We start from the raw sequence: 18,234 nt of genomic DNA, 5'->3' as shown, positions 1-18,234 counted from the left end.
CAGCTGTATATCGAGCGGGTGCTGCAGGCCGACGAGGGCTGCGATTTCGACTTCCTGGTCGGCTGCCGCGGCGCCGAGGTGCCCCGACATTCGCATTGAGACATAACTGTAGCTTGGCAGCTCTAAATCTCAAACGGAATGTGCCAAGTCACAGTTACAACGGCCATCGTTGATCGAAATGGCCAATTCACTGCCGCTGTTTATACAAAAATAAGGATTATGGCATGAGTCAAACTCCGAAGACTTTATGTTCGTTTGCCAGCTTTGCGCTACTTGGCGCCGGTTGTTTCGCCTCAACATTTACTTTTGCCGCTCCCGAGCTGCCTGAGTTTGAATTTTCCGGCTATGGGCGTTCCGGCATTGGTAGCACCGCCGGTGGTGGTGATCAGGCCTGCTTCAAAGCTAATGGCGCCCCTTCCAAGTACCGTCTGGGAAATGAATGCGAAACCTATGCGGAAATTGCACTTGGCGCCAATCTTTACGAGCAGGACGATAAGACTTTTTTTGTCAATACCATGATCGGTTATTCTTCTGATCAGTCCGATGATTATGAAGGTACGTCTGGAGACGATAGCGACATTGCACTGCGGCAGTTAAATGTGCAGGCAACCAACGTCATCAATGGCCTACCAGGCGCCACGCTGTGGGCTGGTAAACGTTTCTACCGTCGCCATGACATTGTGATTAACGATTTCTTCTACTGGGATGTTTCAGGACCTGGTGCAGGGATCGAGGATATCGACTTGGGGATTGGTAAACTGAGCGTAGCCTGGCTACGCAACAGTAATAATCTTGATGAGGACTATCCAGACGCCCAGAACCGGACATCGAACGATACAGTGGATATACGCTGGTCCGATGTGCCGACCAACCCTGGTGGTACGCTCGTGATCGGTTATGACTACGGTCGCGCCACGCTTACCGAAGCTCAGGACGATTACCTAGATGATCGCGGTATCGATTATGACGACGCCGACAAAGGTCATATGGTGACGCTTCAGCATAAACAAGAGGGTTGGTTTGGTGGCTTCAACAAGGCTGCCATTCAATACGCCACCGACGGCATAATCAATCAAGGTAACGGCAATGGCCGTTTCGGTGTGGGCGATTTCAGTGATGGCATTTCCAGCGGTCATATGTGGCGCATTCTAGACCATGGTCAGGTATGGCTTGTTCCGGACAAGATCGACATGCTTTATGCCGCCGTCTACGAAAAGCAGAGCTTCGATGACAATTCCGGCCGTACCTGGATTTCTGCAGGTATCCGTCCCTCCTATTATTGGAGCGACATCATGAGCACAGCACTAGAGCTAGGTTACGACTATATCGATCCCGAAGATTCCGATGTCGCTGGCTATAGCGATCATCATCTCGGCAAGCTCACAATCGCACAGCAGTGGTCTGCCGGCCGTGGCGCTATGGCCCGCCCAACCATCCGTCTTTTCGCTACCTATGCCAAGTGGGACGGCGATGCTCTTCAGGCCAATCCTAACTATTCCTCAACCGGAGAAAGCTCACGTTATATCGGCGCGTCACTCGCCGCAGATGACACAACTGATGCTATTGAGATTGATGATAATGATGGGCTGACCTTCGGGCTGCAGATGGAGGCTTGGTGGTAAAGCAGTGCGTACGGGCATGTCACCTTGGGGCATGCCTGTACACCTCTATTTCCTATACAGGGTAGTACTTCCATGAAGACTTCAAGGCTGACCTACCTTGAAAAGGTAGGCTTCGGTAGTGGGGACATGGCAATCAACGTCGTCATCTCCTCTATGTTTCTGATTATTTCTTATTTCTATACTGACGTGTATGGTCTCAAGCCGAGCCATATGGGAATATTGTTTCTTGTAGCTCGATTAGTTGATGCAGTTACCGATCCACTGATGGGCATCATTACCGATAAACATCGCACCCGCTGGGGACGTTACCGTCCTTATTTCCTTTTTTTCTCTGTTCCTTTTGGAATATCAGTATTGCTGCTCTTTACCACACCAGACTGGGACTATAATGCCAAGCTGGTATGGGCATATTCAACCTATATTTTCGTCACGCTTATGTTCACTGCCGTAACGATCCCCTATATTTCCTTAATCGGGGTGCTAACCCCTGATCCCAAGGAAAGGCTTTCCGCTAATGGATACCGGCTTTTCTTTGCCAAGATTGCAGCTTTTCTCGTGACTATCATTGTGCCGAAGCTGGCCGAATACTGGGGCGGCGATAACCTTGCAGTAGGGTATCAAGCAGCTATGGGGTTAATGGGCGCTATAGCGACACTTTTATTTTTATTCTGCTTCTTCACCACTACGGAGCGTGTCGAGCATGTAATAGAAAAGAAGCCTTTGAGTGAACAACTGCGCATGCTGTGGAGAAACGACCAGTGGCAGGTTCTTTGCGCTGTCTGTTTTACCGGTACTCTTGGCTATGTCATTCGCAGCTCCGTAGCCGCCTACTATGCCAAATATTATCTGGATGCAGGGGCAACCATGCTGTCTGCGTTCCTGACGGTTGGCGTAAGCGCCGCCATTCTCGCCATGGTCGTTTCTACCTGGATCACCAAACACTATTGCAAGATTCAATTATTTCGCTGGAGCCAGGTCGCCGTCGGTGTATTGAGCCTTGCCATGCTCTTCGTCGTTAAGCCGGGGGACATCGTCCTTGCCTTTATATTTTACTTCCTGATCTCGTTTGTCGTGGATCTTCATGCTCCGATATTCTGGTCCGCAATTGCAGAATCAGTGGACTATGGTGAAGCCAAGACAGGAAAGCGGGTTTCAGGACTAGCGTTCGGAGGAATTTCTTTTTGCCAGAAGGCTGGCATGGGAGCTGCGGGCTTCTTGGTCGGAATATTGTTAACTTACTTCAATTATGAACCTGATGTCGAGCAGAGCAGTTTTACTCTCACAGGCATCGCATTAATGTTGACTATTATCCCGGGGTTGTTTCATACGTTAATGGGCCTCTTCATGTTCAAGTATCGAATCACTAGCGAGTATTACGAGAACATGGCCCGCAACGGGATGGAACTTCCAGAAATAACCACGACCAAAGCGATGGAGTACTAATATGTCACTATCGAAGCTCTTGATCGAGCAGCGTGCCGATCCTTTTATTCATAAACACGATGATGGTTGCTATTACTTCACAGCCTCTGTGCCCGCTTATGATCGTATTGAACTGCGAAGAGCAAGTACAATCGAAGGCTTGGCAGACGCCGAAGCAATTACTGCTTGGCGTAAACCCGACACAGGCCCCCTAGGCGAACTGATCTGGGCACCCGAAATCCATTTCCACCAAGGCACATGGTATGTCTACTTTGCTGCGGCCCCTACAAGAGAAATAAAGGATGGGTTATTCCAGCACCGCATGTATTGCATCAGTACGTCGTCGGAAAACCCACTAGAGGGTCACTGGGGCGAGCCTGTGCAGATAGAAACCGGCATTGACAGCTTCTGCTTGGATGCCACGACTTTCGAACATCACGGCACGCTCTATTATGTGTGGGCCCAAAAGGACCCTGACGTTCCCGGAAACTCCAATCTCTACATCGCCGCCATGGAGGATCCAACAAGGATTTCAGGGAAGCCGGTGCGTCTGAGTGTACCTGAACATGACTGGGAGAATCGCGGTTTCAAGGTCAATGAAGGGCCTGCACTCATTGCCCGGAAGGGCCGGGTGTGGCTCAGTTATTCGGCAAGTGCGACGGACGAGAACTACTGCGTCGGCCTTTTGCATGCCGATGAGGATGCTGATCTTTTAAACCCTTCTAACTGGTCGAAGCATCCTTCTCCCGTATTCCGTAGCAATTACGATAAGGGTGTTTACGGGCCTGGCCACAACAGTTTTACAGTGTCTGAGGACGGTAATACTGACCTGTTGGTTTACCATGCCCGGACCTATAGGGAGATCCAGGGAGATCCGCTTTGGGATCCCAATCGTCATACTTTCATCAAGCCTATTACGTGGCGAGCGGATGGTTTTCCAGATTTTGGCGAACCTTGATTCCTAACCCAAAGCGCCATTGCCGGCTTCCACTTACTGATACAGAAAAGTGTTATGCGACTGGTCTAATGTGAGCACGAAGGTAGCCTGCGGGCAGCAGTAGTGGAAAGCCCCGAGCAGGCCCGTCTGGCCGGTGGCGATACTATGGCCTGGCTCAGCAGGCCATCGCCGAGGCGCGCCCCTTGGCCGAGGTCGTCGAGGCTGTCCTCACCAAAACTCGCCTTGGCTATATCGTGCTGATCGATGAGACGCGTCTGTGTCCACCGCTGCCCCATCCCGAACCGGGGCACTGCGGGTCAGCGGTACCGGGCTCACTCATCTGGGCCGTGCCGACACGCGTTCGCCAATACACGCCAAGGCCCAGGCCGACGAGAGCGAGTTAACCGATTCGATGCGCATATTCAAGCTTTGGGGTGGAGGGCGATAAGCTGGAGGCTGAGGTCTGCGGTGCCCAGCCAGAATGGTTCCGCAAGGGCGATAGTCAAGGCGCATCCTTCAGGCATCAGTCTGAAACTCCACTGGTAGTCTCGTTCGGCACGCTGTTGCTATGGTTTGCGCTGTTACGCCGCTATTGGATTCACAGCTCGGATATTGCCGGTATTCGGTGTGATTTCGGCGCCGTGCTGTTGAACGAGCCGCTGATGGCCAACTTCATGGTGGGTGGCGTTGTGATTCTGGCGGGTATCGTACTGGTCAGCCACTAAGTCAGTGCGGCTTGACGTATCAGATGTGTAATCAACCAATGGCAATTCCCCAAGCCTTTCCCAGCGCCTGCAAGGCTGTATCGACCACCGGATCCTCACGTTGTTCGCGTCGCCAGATAACGCTGAGTGCGCAGGGTAGCCGTACGTTGGGGACAACGGTCAGTCCGCGTTCCTGACGCTCCTGTATGGCAACGGCATCTCGCGCCAGGCTCAACCCGACCCCTGCGCGAACCAGATCGAGCATGGACATTTCCTGATCTACCTGGGCGACACGGTGGCGCGTCAAACCTTGTGGGGCGAGTACGCTCTCGACCAGGCGGTGGTGTACCGAGGTGGTCGGCGTCACGATCCATGGTAGCTCCGCTAGGTGAGGCCAGTCGGTGCGCACAAGCTGGCGCTCCCAGCCGGAAGGAGCAATAACCAGGTAATCGAAGCAGGTCAGTTCGAAGTGGTCTATCTCGAGTGCCTCATGCTGTCCCCACGGCCCCGGGACTTCGAGGAAAAAGCCGATATCCAGCTCGCGGCGCTGCAGGCGCTCCAGCACGGTGCCGCTCATGCCGTGATGCAGCTCGGTCTCGATCTGAGGCGCGCGCTCCATCAGTCGTTGCAGGAAAGCGCCGAGCCGGATGAATTCGGGATCGACAATGGTGCCGATGCGAAGTTTGCCACGCACAGTGGCATGCAGAGTGCGGGCAGCGAGATCGAAAGCGTCGACGGCGGCCAGTGCCTTTTCGGCTGCGGAGAGCAGGGCGTGGCCATCCGGTGTCAGGGTCAGACCTTGCGGGTGGCGTGTGAACAAGGTGCGTCCGACCTGCTCCTGGAACTGCTTGAGCTTGAGGCTGACCGCAGGCTGGGTCAGATGGAGCGTTTCGGCGGCGCGGGACACGCTGCCTTCACGGGCCACACTGACGAAGGCGTGCAGGGCGCGAAGATCACGCATGCCGATCTCCTGTCGAGCGCGCAATGAGCGTTACAGTATATAAGCCTTGCTTATATCCAGGTTTTGAATTTCTCAATTGCTTGCCTCTTTCAAGTCTCGATAGCCTTGATAAATACCACCAGCTTCGCTGATTACAACGAGACAGGTAAGCATGCCATGACGATCTCTTCTATCGACCATTATATCAATGACCATATGACGGCAGGTGACAGCACGCGCCGCCAGGACGTCACCAACCCGGCCACGGGAAAGACAACCGGGCAGGTGGCGCTGGCCTCACGAGCCGATGTCGATGCTGCGGTTGCTGCCGCCACGGCGGCGTTTCCCGCTTGGGCGGATACGCCGCCGATCCGGCGCGCGCGGGTGATGTTCCGCTTCCTGGAGCTGCTCAACGCGCGCAAGGAAGAGTTGGCCCGTGCCATTACCGCGGAGCATGGCAAGGTGTTAAGCGATGCGATGGGCGAGGTGGCGCGTGGCATCGACATCGTCGAGTTCGCCTGCGGTATTCCACAACTGCTCAAGGGTGACTACACCGAGCAGGTCAGTACCGGCATCGATAACTGGACGATGCGTCAGCCGCTGGGTGTGGTGGCCGGCATCACGCCATTCAACTTCCCGGTCATGGTGCCGATGTGGATGTTCCCGGTGGCCATTGCCGCGGGCAATACCTTCATTCTCAAGCCGAGCCCGCTCGATCCCAGCCCGTCGCTGTTAATTGCCGATCTGCTCAAGCAGGCCGGGTTGCCGCAAGGTGTGTTCAATGTTGTCCAGGGAGACAAGGAGGCGGTCGAGGCGCTGATCGAGCATCCCGAGGTGCAGGCGCTGAGCTTCGTCGGCTCCACGCCGATTGCCAATCATATCTACGAGCAGGGGGCACGCCACGGCAAGCGGGTACAGGCGCTCGGTGGCGCCAAGAACCACATGGTGGTGATGCCGGACGCCGATCTCGACAAGGCCGTCGATGCGTTGATCGGGGCGGCCTACGGTTCTGCCGGCGAGCGCTGCATGGCGGTCAGCGTGGCGGTACTAGTAGGCGAGGCCGGTGACAAGCTGGTGCCGCGCCTGGCCGAGCGGGCCCGTGATCTCAAGATCAAGAATGGCATGCAGGCTGACGCCGAAATGGGGCCGATCGTCACTCGGGCGGCACATGAACGCATTCTCGGCTATATCGAGAAAGGGGTGGCCGAGGGCGCCGAACTGATCGTCGACGGCCGCGAGTTCGATGCCACGGCGACCGGCGATGGCTGCGGTGAGGGCTTCTGGATGGGCGGGTCGCTGTTCGATCATGTCGAGCCGGAGATGGCCATCTATCGCGAAGAAATCTTCGGGCCGGTACTGGTGTGTGTCCGAGTGCCGGACATCGCTTCCGCCATCGAGCTCATCAACGCTCACGAATTCGGCAATGGCGTGAGCTGTTTCACCGAAAGCGGTCACGTGGCGCGCGAATTTGGTCGGCGCATCCAGGTGGGAATGGTCGGTATCAATGTACCTATCCCGGTGCCCATGGCGTGGCACGGCTTCGGCGGCTGGAAGCGCTCGCTGTTCGGCGACATGCATGCCTATGGCGAAGAGGGCGTGCGCTTCTACACCAAGCAGAAGTCGATCATGCAGCGTTGGTCGAACAGCATCGAGGCCGGTGCCGAATTCGTCATGCCCACCGCCAAATAGCAGCGGCGAGAGGAGGCATGACATGAGCCAGCACCATTTCGACTACATCATCGTGGGCGCGGGTACCGCCGGGTGCCTGCTCGCCAATCGCCTGAGCGCCGACCCTACCAAGCGTGTGCTGCTGATCGAGGCGGGCGGGCAGGACAACTACCACTGGATTCACGTGCCGGTGGGCTATCTCTACTGTATCAATAACCCGCGAACCGACTGGCTGTTCAAGACCGAGCCGGATGAAGGCCTCAATGGCCGTTCCCTGATCTATCCGCGTGGCAAGGTGCTGGGCGGTTGCTCAAGCATCAACGGGATGATTTACATGCGTGGCCAGGCGCGTGACTACGATCACTGGGCCCGCGTAACCGGTGAAGACGACTGGCGCTGGGAGAGGTGTCTGGAGGACTTCAAACGCCACGAGGATTATTATCGTCTGGACGACCCGCAAACCTCGGCGCCCTGCCGGGATTTTCATGGCCACGGCGGCGAGTGGCGGGTAGAGCGCCAGCGGTTGAAGTGGCAAGTACTGGACGATTTCGCTCAGGCCGCCCAGCAAGCGGGCATTCCGGCGACCGAAGATTTCAACCGCGGCAACAACGAAGGTGTGGCCTACTTCGATGTCAATCAGCGCAACGGCTGGCGCTGGAATACTGCCAAGGCATTCCTGCGCCCGGTCCTCAAGGCGCGCGATAACCTCACGCTGTGGCACGCCAGTCAGGTTCACCGGCTGCTGTTCGAGCCGGATGCGCAAGGCACGCCGCACTGCTGCGGGGTCGAGCTCAAGCGCGACGGTCGCATGCTCAAGGTCGCGGCCCATCGGGAGGTGGCGTTATGTGCCGGCGCCATCGGCTCGCCGCAGTTGCTGCAGCTCTCCGGCATCGGCCCGGAAGCTCTGCTCAGACGCCACGAGATCGCTCCGGTACGGGTACTGCCGGGGGTGGGCGAGAACCTGCAGGATCACTTGCAGATCCGCTCGGTCTATCGGGTTACCCGTGCCAAGACGCTCAATGCCATGGCTTCGACCCTGTGGGGCAAGATGGGCATCGGCCTGGAATACCTGCTCAGGCGCACCGGGCCGATGAGCATGGCGCCTTCCCAGCTCGGCGCGTTCACGCGCAGCTCACCGGAGTACGAGCACCCCAACGTCCAATACCATGTCCAACCGCTGAGTCTGGAGGCCTTTGGCCAGCCGCTGCATACCTGGCCCGCCATCACCGCCAGCGTATGCAACCTCAACCCCACCAGTCGCGGTCACGTGCGCATCAAGAGTGCCGAGCCCGGCGCGGCGCCGGCCATTTCGCCGTGCTATCTGAGTACTGATGAAGATCGCAAGGTGGCAGCGGACTCGCTGCGCCTGACCCGTCGTATCGCCGAGCAGCCGGCCTTCGCCAGATATGCCCCGGAAGAGGTCAAGCCGGGCGTGCAGTTCCAGACCGACGAGGACCTCTGGCGACTCGCGGGGGACATCGGCACGACCATTTTTCACCCGGTGGGAACGGCGAAGATGGGACGCGAGGATGATCCGACGGCGGTAGTGGATCCGCAACTGCGGGTGCGCGGGGTCGTGGGGCTGCGCGTGGTGGATGCCAGCATCATGCCGACCATCACCAGCGGCAACACCAACTCGCCGACGCTAATGATTGCCGAAAAGGCGGCACGCTGGATGCTGTCGGCAGGTTAATGAGACGTTATCACCAATCGCAGTGTCCGGTGCGTTCAGCGTCGGGACGCGTGCGGCCCATCATGGCGGCCTGCGTAGCCTGCGCCATGTCGCGCAGATGATCCCAGGCCGCTCGCATGCGTGCCACTTCCCTGAGCTCCGTCGGCATCAGCATCCAGAAGGTGCGAACGAATTCTACCTGGCCCCCGAGTACCTGGCGTAGCGCAGGTTGTGCACCTGCGGAAAAGGCCGGCAGGATGGCGATACCGGCACCGGTGGCGCAAGCGTGCTGCTGGGCCAGGATGCTGGTACTGCGCAAGGCAACGTGTCGAGGACGACCGAGCTCCGCGAGATAGCGGAGTTCCTTGCTGTAGAGCAGGTCATCGATATAGCTGATAAAGGTGTGCTGGCGCAGGTCATCGCGTGTCAGGATCGGCGGGTGCTGGCGCAGATACGCTTCGGAGGCATAAAGCCTGAGGACGTAATCGGTCAGTTTGGTAATGATAAAGGGTCCCCGTTCGGGCCGCTCCAGGGTGATGACGATATCCGCCTCGTGCCGGGAAAGCTGAACCATGCGCGGGACAGCCAGCAGATCGACACTGAGATCGGGATGGCGCGCCGTGAGTTCGGCCAGGTGGGGCGCCAGCATTGCGATGCCGTAGCCCTCGGTGGCACCGATCCTGACCAGCCCCGAAAGATTGTCGCGGCCGCCCGGCGCATACTGCTCGATGGACAGGCAGGCACTTTCCATGGCCTCGGCCCGAGGCAGCAGGTTGCGGCCATTCTCGCTGAGGCGATAACCCGCGGCGGCACGGATGAACAGCGGCATGCCGAGCGCCTTCTCCAGCGCCTGTACCCGGCGGGCCACCGTCGTATGATCGACCCCCAGGCGGCGTGCCGCCACGGTCAGCTTGCCGGCCCGTGCCAGCTCGAGGAAGTAGCGCAGATTGTCCCAGTCCAGAGGTTTTTGCATGGCCTGCCTGTGCAAAAATGCAGAGTGTATCTGCAGTTCGTCCTGTTGTATTCCGCAAGATCGCACCTAGTATCGTTAATACCCTCGGTATCGCTTGGGTTATCCGGCTCACAACAACAGTTTCAATACGAGCGACTCACTATGCCAGCGCAACACGATGCTTCCATTCCCACCGTCAAGCTGCTGATCGACGGTGACTTCACCGAATCCAAGACCCGTGAGTGGCGCGATGTGATCAATCCCGCCAATCAACAAGTCCTGGCACGTGTGCCTTTTGCCACTTCCGAGGAGGTCGCCGCTGCGGTAGCGGGTGCCAAACGGGCCTTCAAGACCTGGCGCAAGACGCCGATCGGCGCACGCGCGCGGATATTTCTCAAGTATCAGCACCTGATTCGCGAACACATGCAGGAGCTGGCGGCGATTCTGAGCGCCGAACAGGGCAAGACGCTGCCGGATGCCGAAGGCGATGTCTTCCGCGGCCTCGAGGTGGTGGAACATGCCGCCGGCATCGGCAACCTGCAGCTTGGCGAGCTGGCCAACAACGTTGCCGGCGGTGTCGACACCTATACTCTGCAGCAGCCGTTGGGCGTCTGTGCCGGAATTACCCCGTTCAATTTCCCGGCGATGATCCCGCTGTGGATGTTTCCCATGGCCATCGCCACCGGCAATACCTTCGTGCTCAAGCCCTCCGAACAGGACCCCATGGTCACCATGCGTCTGGTCGAGCTGGCGATGGAGGCCGGCATTCCGGCGGGCGTGCTCAACGTGCTACATGGCGGCGAGGAGGTGGTCAACGCCATCTGCGACCATCAGGACATCAAGGCCGTGTCGTTCGTCGGCTCCACCCGCGTGGGCACGCATGTCTATCAGCGTGCCTCCCAGGCGGGCAAGCGCGTGCAGTGCATGATGGGAGCCAAGAACCATGCCATCGTCATGCCCGATGCCAATCGCGAGCAGACACTCAACAACCTGGCCGGTGCGGTATTCGGCGCGGCGGGGCAGCGCTGCATGGCGGTGTCCGTCGCGGTGCTGGTGGGCGAGGCCAACGACTGGCTGCCGGAACTCGTCGCTAAGGCCAGAACCCTCAAGGTCAATGCCGGGCACGAGGCCGGCACCGATGTCGGCCCGCTGATCTCCTGCGCCGCGCTCGAGCGCGTCACTCGCCTGATCGAGCGCGGCGAGCAGGAGGGCGCGGAGCTACTGCTCGACGGGCGCAGTCCGAACGTTGCGGGCTACGAGAAGGGCAACTTCGTCGGGCCGACGATCTTCTCGGGGGTGACGCCGGAAATGTCGATCTACCGGGAAGAAATTTTCGGGCCGGTGCTCTGTGTGATGCACGCCGCGAGTTTGGATGACGCCATCGAGCTGATCAACGCCAACCCCAATGGCAACGGTACCGCCATCTTTACTCGCTCCGGTGCCGCCGCACGGCATTTCCAGGAAGAGATCGACGTGGGGCAGGTGGGGATCAACGTGCCGATTCCCGTGCCGGTGCCGATGTTCTCCTTTACCGGCTCGCGGGCCTCCAAGCTGGGCGATCTGGGTCCCTACGGCAAGCAGGTCGTGCAGTTCTACACCCAGACCAAGACGGTGACCTCGCGCTGGTTCGACGAGGAGGAGGTCGGCGGTGCCGTCAACACGACTATCACGCTGAAATAAGCGAGGCCATCATGAACTATCGGAATCTGCAGCTTGAACGGCACGGCAAGGTCGCGCTGATCATCCTTGACCGGCCCCAGGCATTGAATGCGCTGTCGCCCGAACTGACGGCGGAACTGTCGACGCTGCTCGACGAACTCGAGGCCGACGACGGCGTCAGCGCGGCGGTGCTCACCGGCAGTGACAAGGCCTTCGCCGCCGGCGCCGATATCAAGGCGATGAAGGACTGGTCGTACATGGATGTCTACCAGGCCGATTTCATCACCGCGACGTGGGAGCGCCTCTCGAGCTTCCGCAAGCCGGTGATCGCCGCGGTGGGCGGCTACGCCCTGGGCGGCGGCTGCGAGCTGGCGATGATGTGCGACTTCATCATCTGCGCCGAGACGGCGAAGTTCGGCCAGCCGGAGATCACCATCGGCACCATTCCCGGCGCGGGTGGCACCCAGCGTCTGGCGCGCTTCATCGGCAAGTCCAAGGCCATGGACATGGTGCTCACCGGGCGCATGATGGACGCCGAGGAAGCCGAGCGCTGCGGTCTGGTCAGTCGCGTGGTACCGGCCGAAAACCTGCGTGAAGAAGCGCTCGCGACGGCCGAGCGGATCAGCCAGCTCTCGACACCGATCACGATGATGGCCAAGGAGGCCGTCAACCGGGCCTTCGAGACCACGCTCGCCGAGGGGGTACGCTTCGAGCGGCGTCTGTTCCACTCGACCTTCGCTACGCAGGATCAGAAGGAGGGCATGGCCGCCTTCGTCGACAAGCGCAAACCCGATTTCAAGGATCGCTGAGACGGCGTGGCTCCTGACGCGTCACGTCAGACAGGCAAACACGACAAGAACAACAGGAGGATGTCATGCATATCGGATTTCTCGGCCTCGGCAATATGGGCGCGCCCATGGCGCACAACCTGCTCGAGGCCGGCCATCGGCTCACCGTCTTCGACCTCAACGCCCAGGCGGTGGCGGGCCTTGCCGAGGCGGGCGCCACGGCGGCCGACTCCGTGGCGGCGCTGGCCAGGCGCGACGTGGAGCTGATCATCACCATGCTGCCCGCCGCACCTCAGGTCAAAAGCGTCTATCACGGCGAGGAGGGCCTGCTCGCGCATGTGGCGCCCGGCGTGCTGTTGATCGATTCTTCCACCATCGATCCCATGTCCTCTCGCGAGGTGGCCGAGGCCGCCAGTCGGCAGGGCAACCCGATGCTCGATGCGCCGGTCTCGGGGGGCACCGGCGGGGCCGCGGCCGGGACATTGACCTTCATGGTCGGCGGCGAGGCCGAAGATTTCGCTCGCGCGGAGCCGATACTCGCCGCGATGGGCAAGAACATCGTGCACTGCGGGGCGGCGGGCAACGGGCAGGTCGCCAAGGTGGCCAACAACATGCTGCTGGGTATCTCCATGATCGGTGTCGCCGAAGCCATGTCGCTGGGGGTGGCGCTGGGCATGGATGCCGACGTGCTGGCCGGGGTGATCAACTCGTCGAGCGGGCGCTGTTGGAGCTCGGACACCTACAACCCCTTTCCCGGCGTGTTGGAGAATGTTCCCGCCTCTCGCGGCTACAGCGGCGGCTTCGGCACCGACCTGATGTTGAAGGATCTGGGCCTGGCCAGCGAGGCTGCCCGGCAGGTACGTCAGCCGATCATGCTCGGCGCTCTGGCCCAGCAGCTCTATCAGAGTTTCAGTGCCCAGGGCAACGGCGGGCTCGACTTCTCCGCGATCATCACGCAGTACCGTTCGCAGAATTGACTCGTTGTCGCCGACGGCATGGAGGTGGCGTATGCACGATATTGAACTGAGCGAAGAGCAGCGCATGGTCCGCGACATGGCCCGTGATTTTGCCCGGCGCGAACTCGCGCCGCACTCGCAGGAATGGGAGAAGGCCGGCTGGATCGATGATGCCGTGGTGGCGCAGATGGGCGAATTGGGCCTGCTCGGCATGGTGGTGCCGGAGCAGTGGGGCGGTGCCGGGGTCGATTATGTCGCCTACGCCCTGGCGGTGGAGGAAATTTCTGCCGGAGACGGGGCCACCGGGACGCTGATGAGCGTGCACAATTCGGTCGGCTGCGGGCCGATCCTGCGCTATGGTAACCAGGCACAGCAGGATGCCTGGCTGACCTCTCTGGCTAGCGGTGAAATCATCGGCTGTTTTTGTCTGACCGAGCCGCAGGCCGGCTCCGAAGCCCATAACCTGCGCACCCGCGCCGAACTGCGCGACGGCCAGTGGGTGCTCAGCGGCGCCAAGCAGTTCGTGACCAACGGCAAGCGTGCCAGGCTGGCCATCGTCTTCGCGGTGACCGACCCCGAACTGGGCAAGAAGGGGCTGTCGGCGTTTCTGGTGCCCACCGACACGCCCGGCTTCGTCGTCGAGCGTAGCGAGCACAAGATGGGCATTCGCGCCTCCGATACCTGTGCGATCGTCCTCGATGACTGCGCGGTTCCCGAAGCCAATCTGCTCGGCGAGCGCGGCAAGGGGCTGGCCATCGCCCTGTCCAATCTCGAGAGCGGGCGCATCGGTATCGCCGCCCAGGCGGTGGGAATCGGGCGTGCCGCCTTCGAGGCTGCGCTGGGGTACGCCCGTGAGCGGGTCCAGTTCGGCAAGCCGATCAGCGAGCATCAAAGCGTCGCCAACATGCTCGCCGACATGCACACGCGGTTGAACGCTGCACGGCTGCTGATCCTGCATGCCGCGCGTCTGCGCAGTGCCGGCCAGCCCTGTCTATCACAAGCTTCTCAGGCCAAGCTGTTCGCCTCGGAAGCCGCCGAGTGGGTCTGCTCCAAGGCGATCCAGATTCATGGGGGCTATGGCTTTCTGGAGGACTACCCGGTGGAGCGTTATTACCGCGATGCACGCATCACCCAGATCTATGAAGGCACCAGCGAGATCCAGCGCCTGCTGATTGCGCGTGAGCTGAGCAATTATGCCCTCTGAGGCGTGCGCCAGCCGATGCGATCATCCACCTGCCCGCATGGGCTTAAAAACGGCTGGGACAGGACGGGCAATCACGCTCTCAAGCTGAGAATGCGCCCGCCATAGGCGGGTAGCGTCTCGATATGCACTTGGCCACCATGAGCTTCGAAGCGTCGCTGCGGCTCCAGCAGGTCGATAAAGACACTGCCATCGGCGACCGGGGCGTCGAGAGTCAGCGCTGCCGGTTGCGCTGTCGCATTGACGGCGACCAGCACGCATTCCTCTTCGACTTGGCGTATGAAGCCCAACTGCTCGTGATGCACTGCGGCCTGACGATAATCGCCATGGCGCAGGGCAGGGCTGGCATGGCGGATATGCGCCAAGCGTGCAATGTAGTCGGCAAGCTCCGGATGCGGCGCGTTGTGCCTGATCTCGGGGCTGGGCATCGCGGGCCGTAGCGCAGAATCATCTCCGGCACGCCGTTCGCCCTGTATGCCCCATTCACTGCCGGCATAAATCGAAGGCATGCCGGGGATGCTGAACAGTAACAGATATAGCGGATAGAGATGCTCCGGCTGGTGCAGCGTGCTGGCGATGCGGTCGACATCGTGATTATCGACGAAGTTGTACAAGGGCAGGTGGCGATAGATCCCCTCGGGACCGAATTCACGGTTCAGCGAGTAGGCGATTTCGAAGAAATTGCGGTCGTTAAGGCTCGACCACAGGCCCTTGTAACACTCGTAGTTAGTGGTGGAGTCGAGAGTGTCGGCGTTGGCCCAGCGGCGATAATCGCCGTGTATGGTTTCGCCGATAAGCAGGAAGTCCTGACGCTGCTTACGGCAGAAATCGGCCAAGGTGCGCAGGAAATCGTCATCGATATTCTCGGCGACATCGAGTCGCAGGCCATCGATATCGAACTCGCGAATCCAGTTCGCCACCGCGCCGAACAGATGCTCGCGGACCTCGGGATTATGCAGGTTGAGCTTTACCAGGTCGTAGTGACCGTGCCAGCCATCGTACGCGAAGGCATCGCCATTGGGGCTTTCACGATTAAAATCGATGCCGGCGAACCAATCCCGGTAAGGGGAGGCTTGCAGGTGATGCTGCAGGTCGCGAAAGGGGCCGAAATGGCGTCCGACATGGTGGAAAACGCCATCGAGCAGCACGCGGATACCCTGTTGGTGGAAGGCGGCGACCAGCTCGGCCAAGGTCTGATTGGTGCCCAGACGGCGATCGACACGAGTGTAATCGGCGGTGTCGTAGCCATGTGCGGTGGATTCGAATACCGGACCGAGATAGACGGCATTGATGCCGAGATACTGCAGATGCTCGATCCAGTCGTTGAGTTGGGCGAGGCGAGGCTCGGGGATGGACGAAAAATCGTTGGTACGCGGCGCGCCACACTGCCCCAGGGGATAGATGTGGTAGAAGACCGCGTCGGATGTCCAGGACGGCATTCGTTTCCTCCTGCTATGGGAATGGGGCCGTTCCGATAAGGCGCCCTGTATCTGCTGATCGTCACCATCACGCGTCAACCATGTCGGTCAGGATGGACGACGCCTGGACGGCTGGCAACGTGTCTCAATCGCGCTGGCAAACGGACATTCGTCCACTGGCTCAAGTGCGGTTAGCACTGGTCAGAGTAGCCGAACATTGCCGACCTCGTTGGCGCAAGGCGTATGACGCCTACGCATATACTGCGGTCTTGCTCATGTCTTAAAGCTTCCCTCGTTCGGGGCCGATAACAGGCAATTGGCTATCCGTTCGGCCGCCGCACGTCAGATCAAGGCACTGGTCGATGCATCGTCGGAGAAGACTCGGGCGGGAGCTGGACGGGTATGCGACGCCGGCATGCCCATGAATGCGCTCGTCGCCAGCGTGGCACGGGTGGCCGATGTACTGGGCGAGATCAGCGCCGCGACTCGGGAGCAGAGCTAGGGTATCGGTCAGGTCAACCAGGCGGTTGCCGAACTCGACCGCATGACTCAGCAGAACGCGGCACTGGTGGAGGAATCCAGCACGGCCGCCAGTCAGCTTCAGGAGCAATCCGAGCGTCTTTCAAGCCTGGTTGCGGCTTTCACGCTCACGGCACATGAGCGAGGACTCCCGCGGCGGCCGACGCCCCGTTTGCGGGCAAGGGAACATTCGATACTCGAGACGAGTCAGGCGCTTTCACATCCCGAGCGCGGGTAAACAGCGATAGAGCAAAGTATCTAACCTGAAGGCGTCCGCATAGCGAAGGCGCCTGAACATACCTTATCCGGCGTTATTCTCCCTATCGTGCTGAGTGGTAACTCCCCATCAGATTCATGATGGGGAGTTTCGTCGCGCGCCCAGCCTGCTCAATGCTTGATTTACAGCTGTCTGGGGCCCGAGAAAGGGTATGTCGCGTCCACCGGGGCATGGGCGCTATATCGATTCTCGCGCCCACTCGGCGAGCGTCTCTGGCGGGAGGTTCAATACGGGCACGCCAAGCGCTTGTTACAAATTTTAACCATTTTATGCGTGAGAGATTATCGAACATTGTTCAGTTACAAAAAAGTCGAGTCTGTGCAGGCCTTGCGACCTCAAAAAAACTCACTTTTAATTCAATTATTTAGACAAGAAATGTGGTTTTCTTCATTGATTTGCGTAAGCTTGATGTAAATGGATGGTTAAAAAAGGCTAGATTTTTCACAAAAATGTCTCAGAATGCATCCCATAATGACTTCACAGCCAATGTGGTGTCTGGCCAAGGCAGCATCGGGCCTTGACCCTTATAACGATACTCTCGGGAATGACAATGCAAATCGACAGCCTTCTGGATGACATCCGCGACATCAACCTTTCCTACCTGCTGCTGGTGCAACGGCTGCTGAGTGAGGATCGGGCCACCGCCATGTTCCGCCTGAAAATCGGCGAATCGATGGCCGACCTGCTGTCCTCGCTCTCCGTCAAGCAGCTGAGCCAGCTGTCACGCACCAACCAGCTGTTGTGCCGGTTGTGTTTCGACGATGCCGCCCAGCTGCAGCAACTGGTCAACAATCCCCGTGAACAGGGCCTCGGACAGACCCATGCCGCTCTGCTCATGGCGGCCGACCGTGTCGTACCGATGACAGCGGCGAAGAAAGGAGCCTGATGTCATGACCGAGAAGAGCCTTGTCAGTGAAATGATGCAGGTCCAACTGGCCATCGAGCTGATCGAGCTCGGCGCCCGCCTGCAAGTGCTGGAAACCGAGACCGACCTGAGCCGTGGCCGTCTCATCAAGCTCTACAAGGAAGTGCGCGGCATGTCGCCGCCCAAGGGCATGCTGCCATTCTCCACCGACTGGTACATGACCTGGCTGCCGAACATTCACTCCTCGCTGTTCTACAACATCTACCGCAGCCTCAACGAAGAGCTCGGCTGCGAGCGCATGGAAGCCTTCGTCAAGGCGTTCCGGCTCTATCTGGAGCAGGTGTCGCTGGACGACGCCGAGCCGGTTCTCGGACTGACCCGCGCCTGGACCCTGGTGCGCTTCTTCGAAAGCGACCTGTTGCAGCTGTCCGCCTGCAAGAGCTGCAAGGGCCATCTCGTCGCCCATGCCCATAGCCCGACGTCGAGCTTCGTCTGCGGCATCTGTCAGCCTCCCTCACGCGCCGGCAAGACACGCAAGGCGCGCCTGGCCAAGGAAGAGGCGCAAGCGCAGGAAGACCACGCCGCCCAGGAGGTTCCGCAACGCCTGGTGCGTTCTGCCTGACGATGGCTAGAT

17 protein-coding genes are annotated in these 18,234 nt (G+C 59.4%); 14 read left to right on the top strand and 3 right to left on the bottom strand.

Going from position 1 to position 18,234, the window contains the following annotated elements; all coding sequences use genetic code 11:
- The first annotated feature begins 224 nt into the window (after positions 1–224).
- The 4 genes from lamB to ACW4DH_RS15680 all read left to right on the top strand — a co-directional run bounded on the left by lamB (position 225) and on the right by ACW4DH_RS15680 (position 4,706).
- A complete protein-coding gene (gene lamB, locus ACW4DH_RS15695; RefSeq protein ID WP_459637342.1) occupies positions 225–1,622 on the top strand; it encodes a maltoporin LamB in 1,398 nt (465 codons plus the stop codon).
- A 72-nt stretch (positions 1,623–1,694) separates the two neighbouring features.
- Complete coding sequence (locus ACW4DH_RS15690; RefSeq protein WP_459637341.1) at positions 1,695–3,065, top strand: MFS transporter; 1,371 nt, start codon at positions 1,695–1,697, stop codon at positions 3,063–3,065.
- A gap of 1 nt (position 3,066) precedes the next feature.
- Complete coding sequence (locus ACW4DH_RS15685; RefSeq protein ID WP_459637340.1) at positions 3,067–4,002, top strand: glycoside hydrolase family 43 protein; 936 nt, start codon at positions 3,067–3,069, stop codon at positions 4,000–4,002.
- 413 nt (positions 4,003–4,415) lie between these two features.
- Positions 4,416–4,706, top strand: coding sequence for a hypothetical protein (locus tag ACW4DH_RS15680; RefSeq protein ID WP_459637339.1), 291 nt, complete (start codon positions 4,416–4,418; stop codon positions 4,704–4,706).
- 31 nt (positions 4,707–4,737) lie between these two features.
- On the opposite strand, the gene ACW4DH_RS15675 is transcribed toward ACW4DH_RS15680, so the two are convergent.
- Positions 4,738–5,646 (bottom strand): LysR family transcriptional regulator, encoded by a 909-nt coding sequence (locus ACW4DH_RS15675; protein ID WP_459637338.1) that lies wholly within the window; start codon positions 5,644–5,646, stop codon positions 4,738–4,740.
- 156 nt (positions 5,647–5,802) lie between these two features.
- Here ACW4DH_RS15675 and ACW4DH_RS15670 point away from each other — a divergent pair, with 156 nt between their 5' ends.
- Together ACW4DH_RS15670 and ACW4DH_RS15665 are read left to right on the top strand one after the other, a co-directional pair.
- The gene (locus ACW4DH_RS15670) at positions 5,803–7,314 is read left to right on the top strand and encodes a CoA-acylating methylmalonate-semialdehyde dehydrogenase (protein WP_459637337.1); all 1,512 of its coding nucleotides are present in this window, start codon (positions 5,803–5,805) and stop codon (positions 7,312–7,314) included.
- Between the two features lie 22 nt (positions 7,315–7,336).
- Positions 7,337–8,986 carry a GMC family oxidoreductase gene (locus tag ACW4DH_RS15665; protein ID WP_459637336.1) on the top strand — a complete coding sequence of 550 codons (1,650 nt, stop codon included), beginning with the start codon at positions 7,337–7,339 and terminating at the stop codon, positions 8,984–8,986.
- Between the two features lie 10 nt (positions 8,987–8,996).
- On the opposite strand, the gene ACW4DH_RS15660 is transcribed toward ACW4DH_RS15665, so the two are convergent.
- Positions 8,997–9,938, bottom strand: coding sequence for a LysR family transcriptional regulator (locus ACW4DH_RS15660; protein ID WP_459637335.1), 942 nt, complete (start codon positions 9,936–9,938; stop codon positions 8,997–8,999).
- Positions 9,939–10,079: 141 nt separating this feature from the next.
- On the opposite strand from ACW4DH_RS15660, the gene ACW4DH_RS15655 reads away from it, so the two are divergent.
- The 4 genes from ACW4DH_RS15655 (at position 10,080) to ACW4DH_RS15640 (ending at position 14,524) form a co-directional block, all read left to right on the top strand.
- On the top strand, positions 10,080–11,597 hold the full coding sequence (locus ACW4DH_RS15655; RefSeq protein WP_459637334.1) for a CoA-acylating methylmalonate-semialdehyde dehydrogenase: 1,518 nt from the start codon (positions 10,080–10,082) through the stop codon (positions 11,595–11,597).
- Positions 11,598–11,608: 11 nt separating this feature from the next.
- On the top strand, positions 11,609–12,385 hold the full coding sequence (locus ACW4DH_RS15650; RefSeq protein ID WP_459637333.1) for an enoyl-CoA hydratase: 777 nt from the start codon (positions 11,609–11,611) through the stop codon (positions 12,383–12,385).
- Positions 12,386–12,450: 65 nt separating this feature from the next.
- Positions 12,451–13,341 (top strand): 3-hydroxyisobutyrate dehydrogenase, encoded by an 891-nt coding sequence (mmsB, locus tag ACW4DH_RS15645; RefSeq protein WP_459637332.1) that lies wholly within the window; start codon positions 12,451–12,453, stop codon positions 13,339–13,341.
- Positions 13,342–13,372: 31 nt separating this feature from the next.
- Positions 13,373–14,524 (top strand): acyl-CoA dehydrogenase family protein, encoded by a 1,152-nt coding sequence (locus ACW4DH_RS15640; RefSeq protein ID WP_459637331.1) that lies wholly within the window; start codon positions 13,373–13,375, stop codon positions 14,522–14,524.
- A gap of 71 nt (positions 14,525–14,595) precedes the next feature.
- Here the strand turns inward: ACW4DH_RS15640 and ACW4DH_RS15635 are convergent, their stop codons facing one another.
- Positions 14,596–15,960 (bottom strand): alpha-amylase family glycosyl hydrolase, encoded by a 1,365-nt coding sequence (locus tag ACW4DH_RS15635; protein ID WP_459637330.1) that lies wholly within the window; start codon positions 15,958–15,960, stop codon positions 14,596–14,598.
- Positions 15,961–16,255: 295 nt separating this feature from the next.
- Between ACW4DH_RS15635 and ACW4DH_RS15630 the strand changes: the two genes are divergently transcribed.
- The 4 genes from ACW4DH_RS15630 to flhC all read left to right on the top strand — a co-directional run bounded on the left by ACW4DH_RS15630 (position 16,256) and on the right by flhC (position 18,222).
- Positions 16,256–16,441: a hypothetical protein gene (locus tag ACW4DH_RS15630; protein ID WP_459637329.1), complete on the top strand. Its 186-nt coding sequence runs from the start codon at positions 16,256–16,258 to the stop codon at positions 16,439–16,441.
- Between the two features lie 42 nt (positions 16,442–16,483).
- Positions 16,484–16,696 (top strand): hypothetical protein, encoded by a 213-nt coding sequence (locus tag ACW4DH_RS15625; protein WP_459637328.1) that lies wholly within the window; start codon positions 16,484–16,486, stop codon positions 16,694–16,696.
- Positions 16,697–17,285: 589 nt separating this feature from the next.
- Positions 17,286–17,621, top strand: a complete 336-nt coding sequence (gene flhD, locus ACW4DH_RS15620) for a flagellar transcriptional regulator FlhD (protein WP_459636090.1) — start codon at positions 17,286–17,288, stop codon at positions 17,619–17,621.
- Between the two features lie 4 nt (positions 17,622–17,625).
- On the top strand, positions 17,626–18,222 hold the full coding sequence (gene flhC / locus ACW4DH_RS15615) for a flagellar transcriptional regulator FlhC (protein WP_459636091.1): 597 nt from the start codon (positions 17,626–17,628) through the stop codon (positions 18,220–18,222).
- The last annotated feature ends 12 nt before the right edge of the window (positions 18,223–18,234 follow it).

It is taken from the genome of Halomonas sp. WWR20 (genome assembly GCF_054602495.1).
This window is presented reverse-complemented; position numbering and strand designations above follow the sequence as displayed.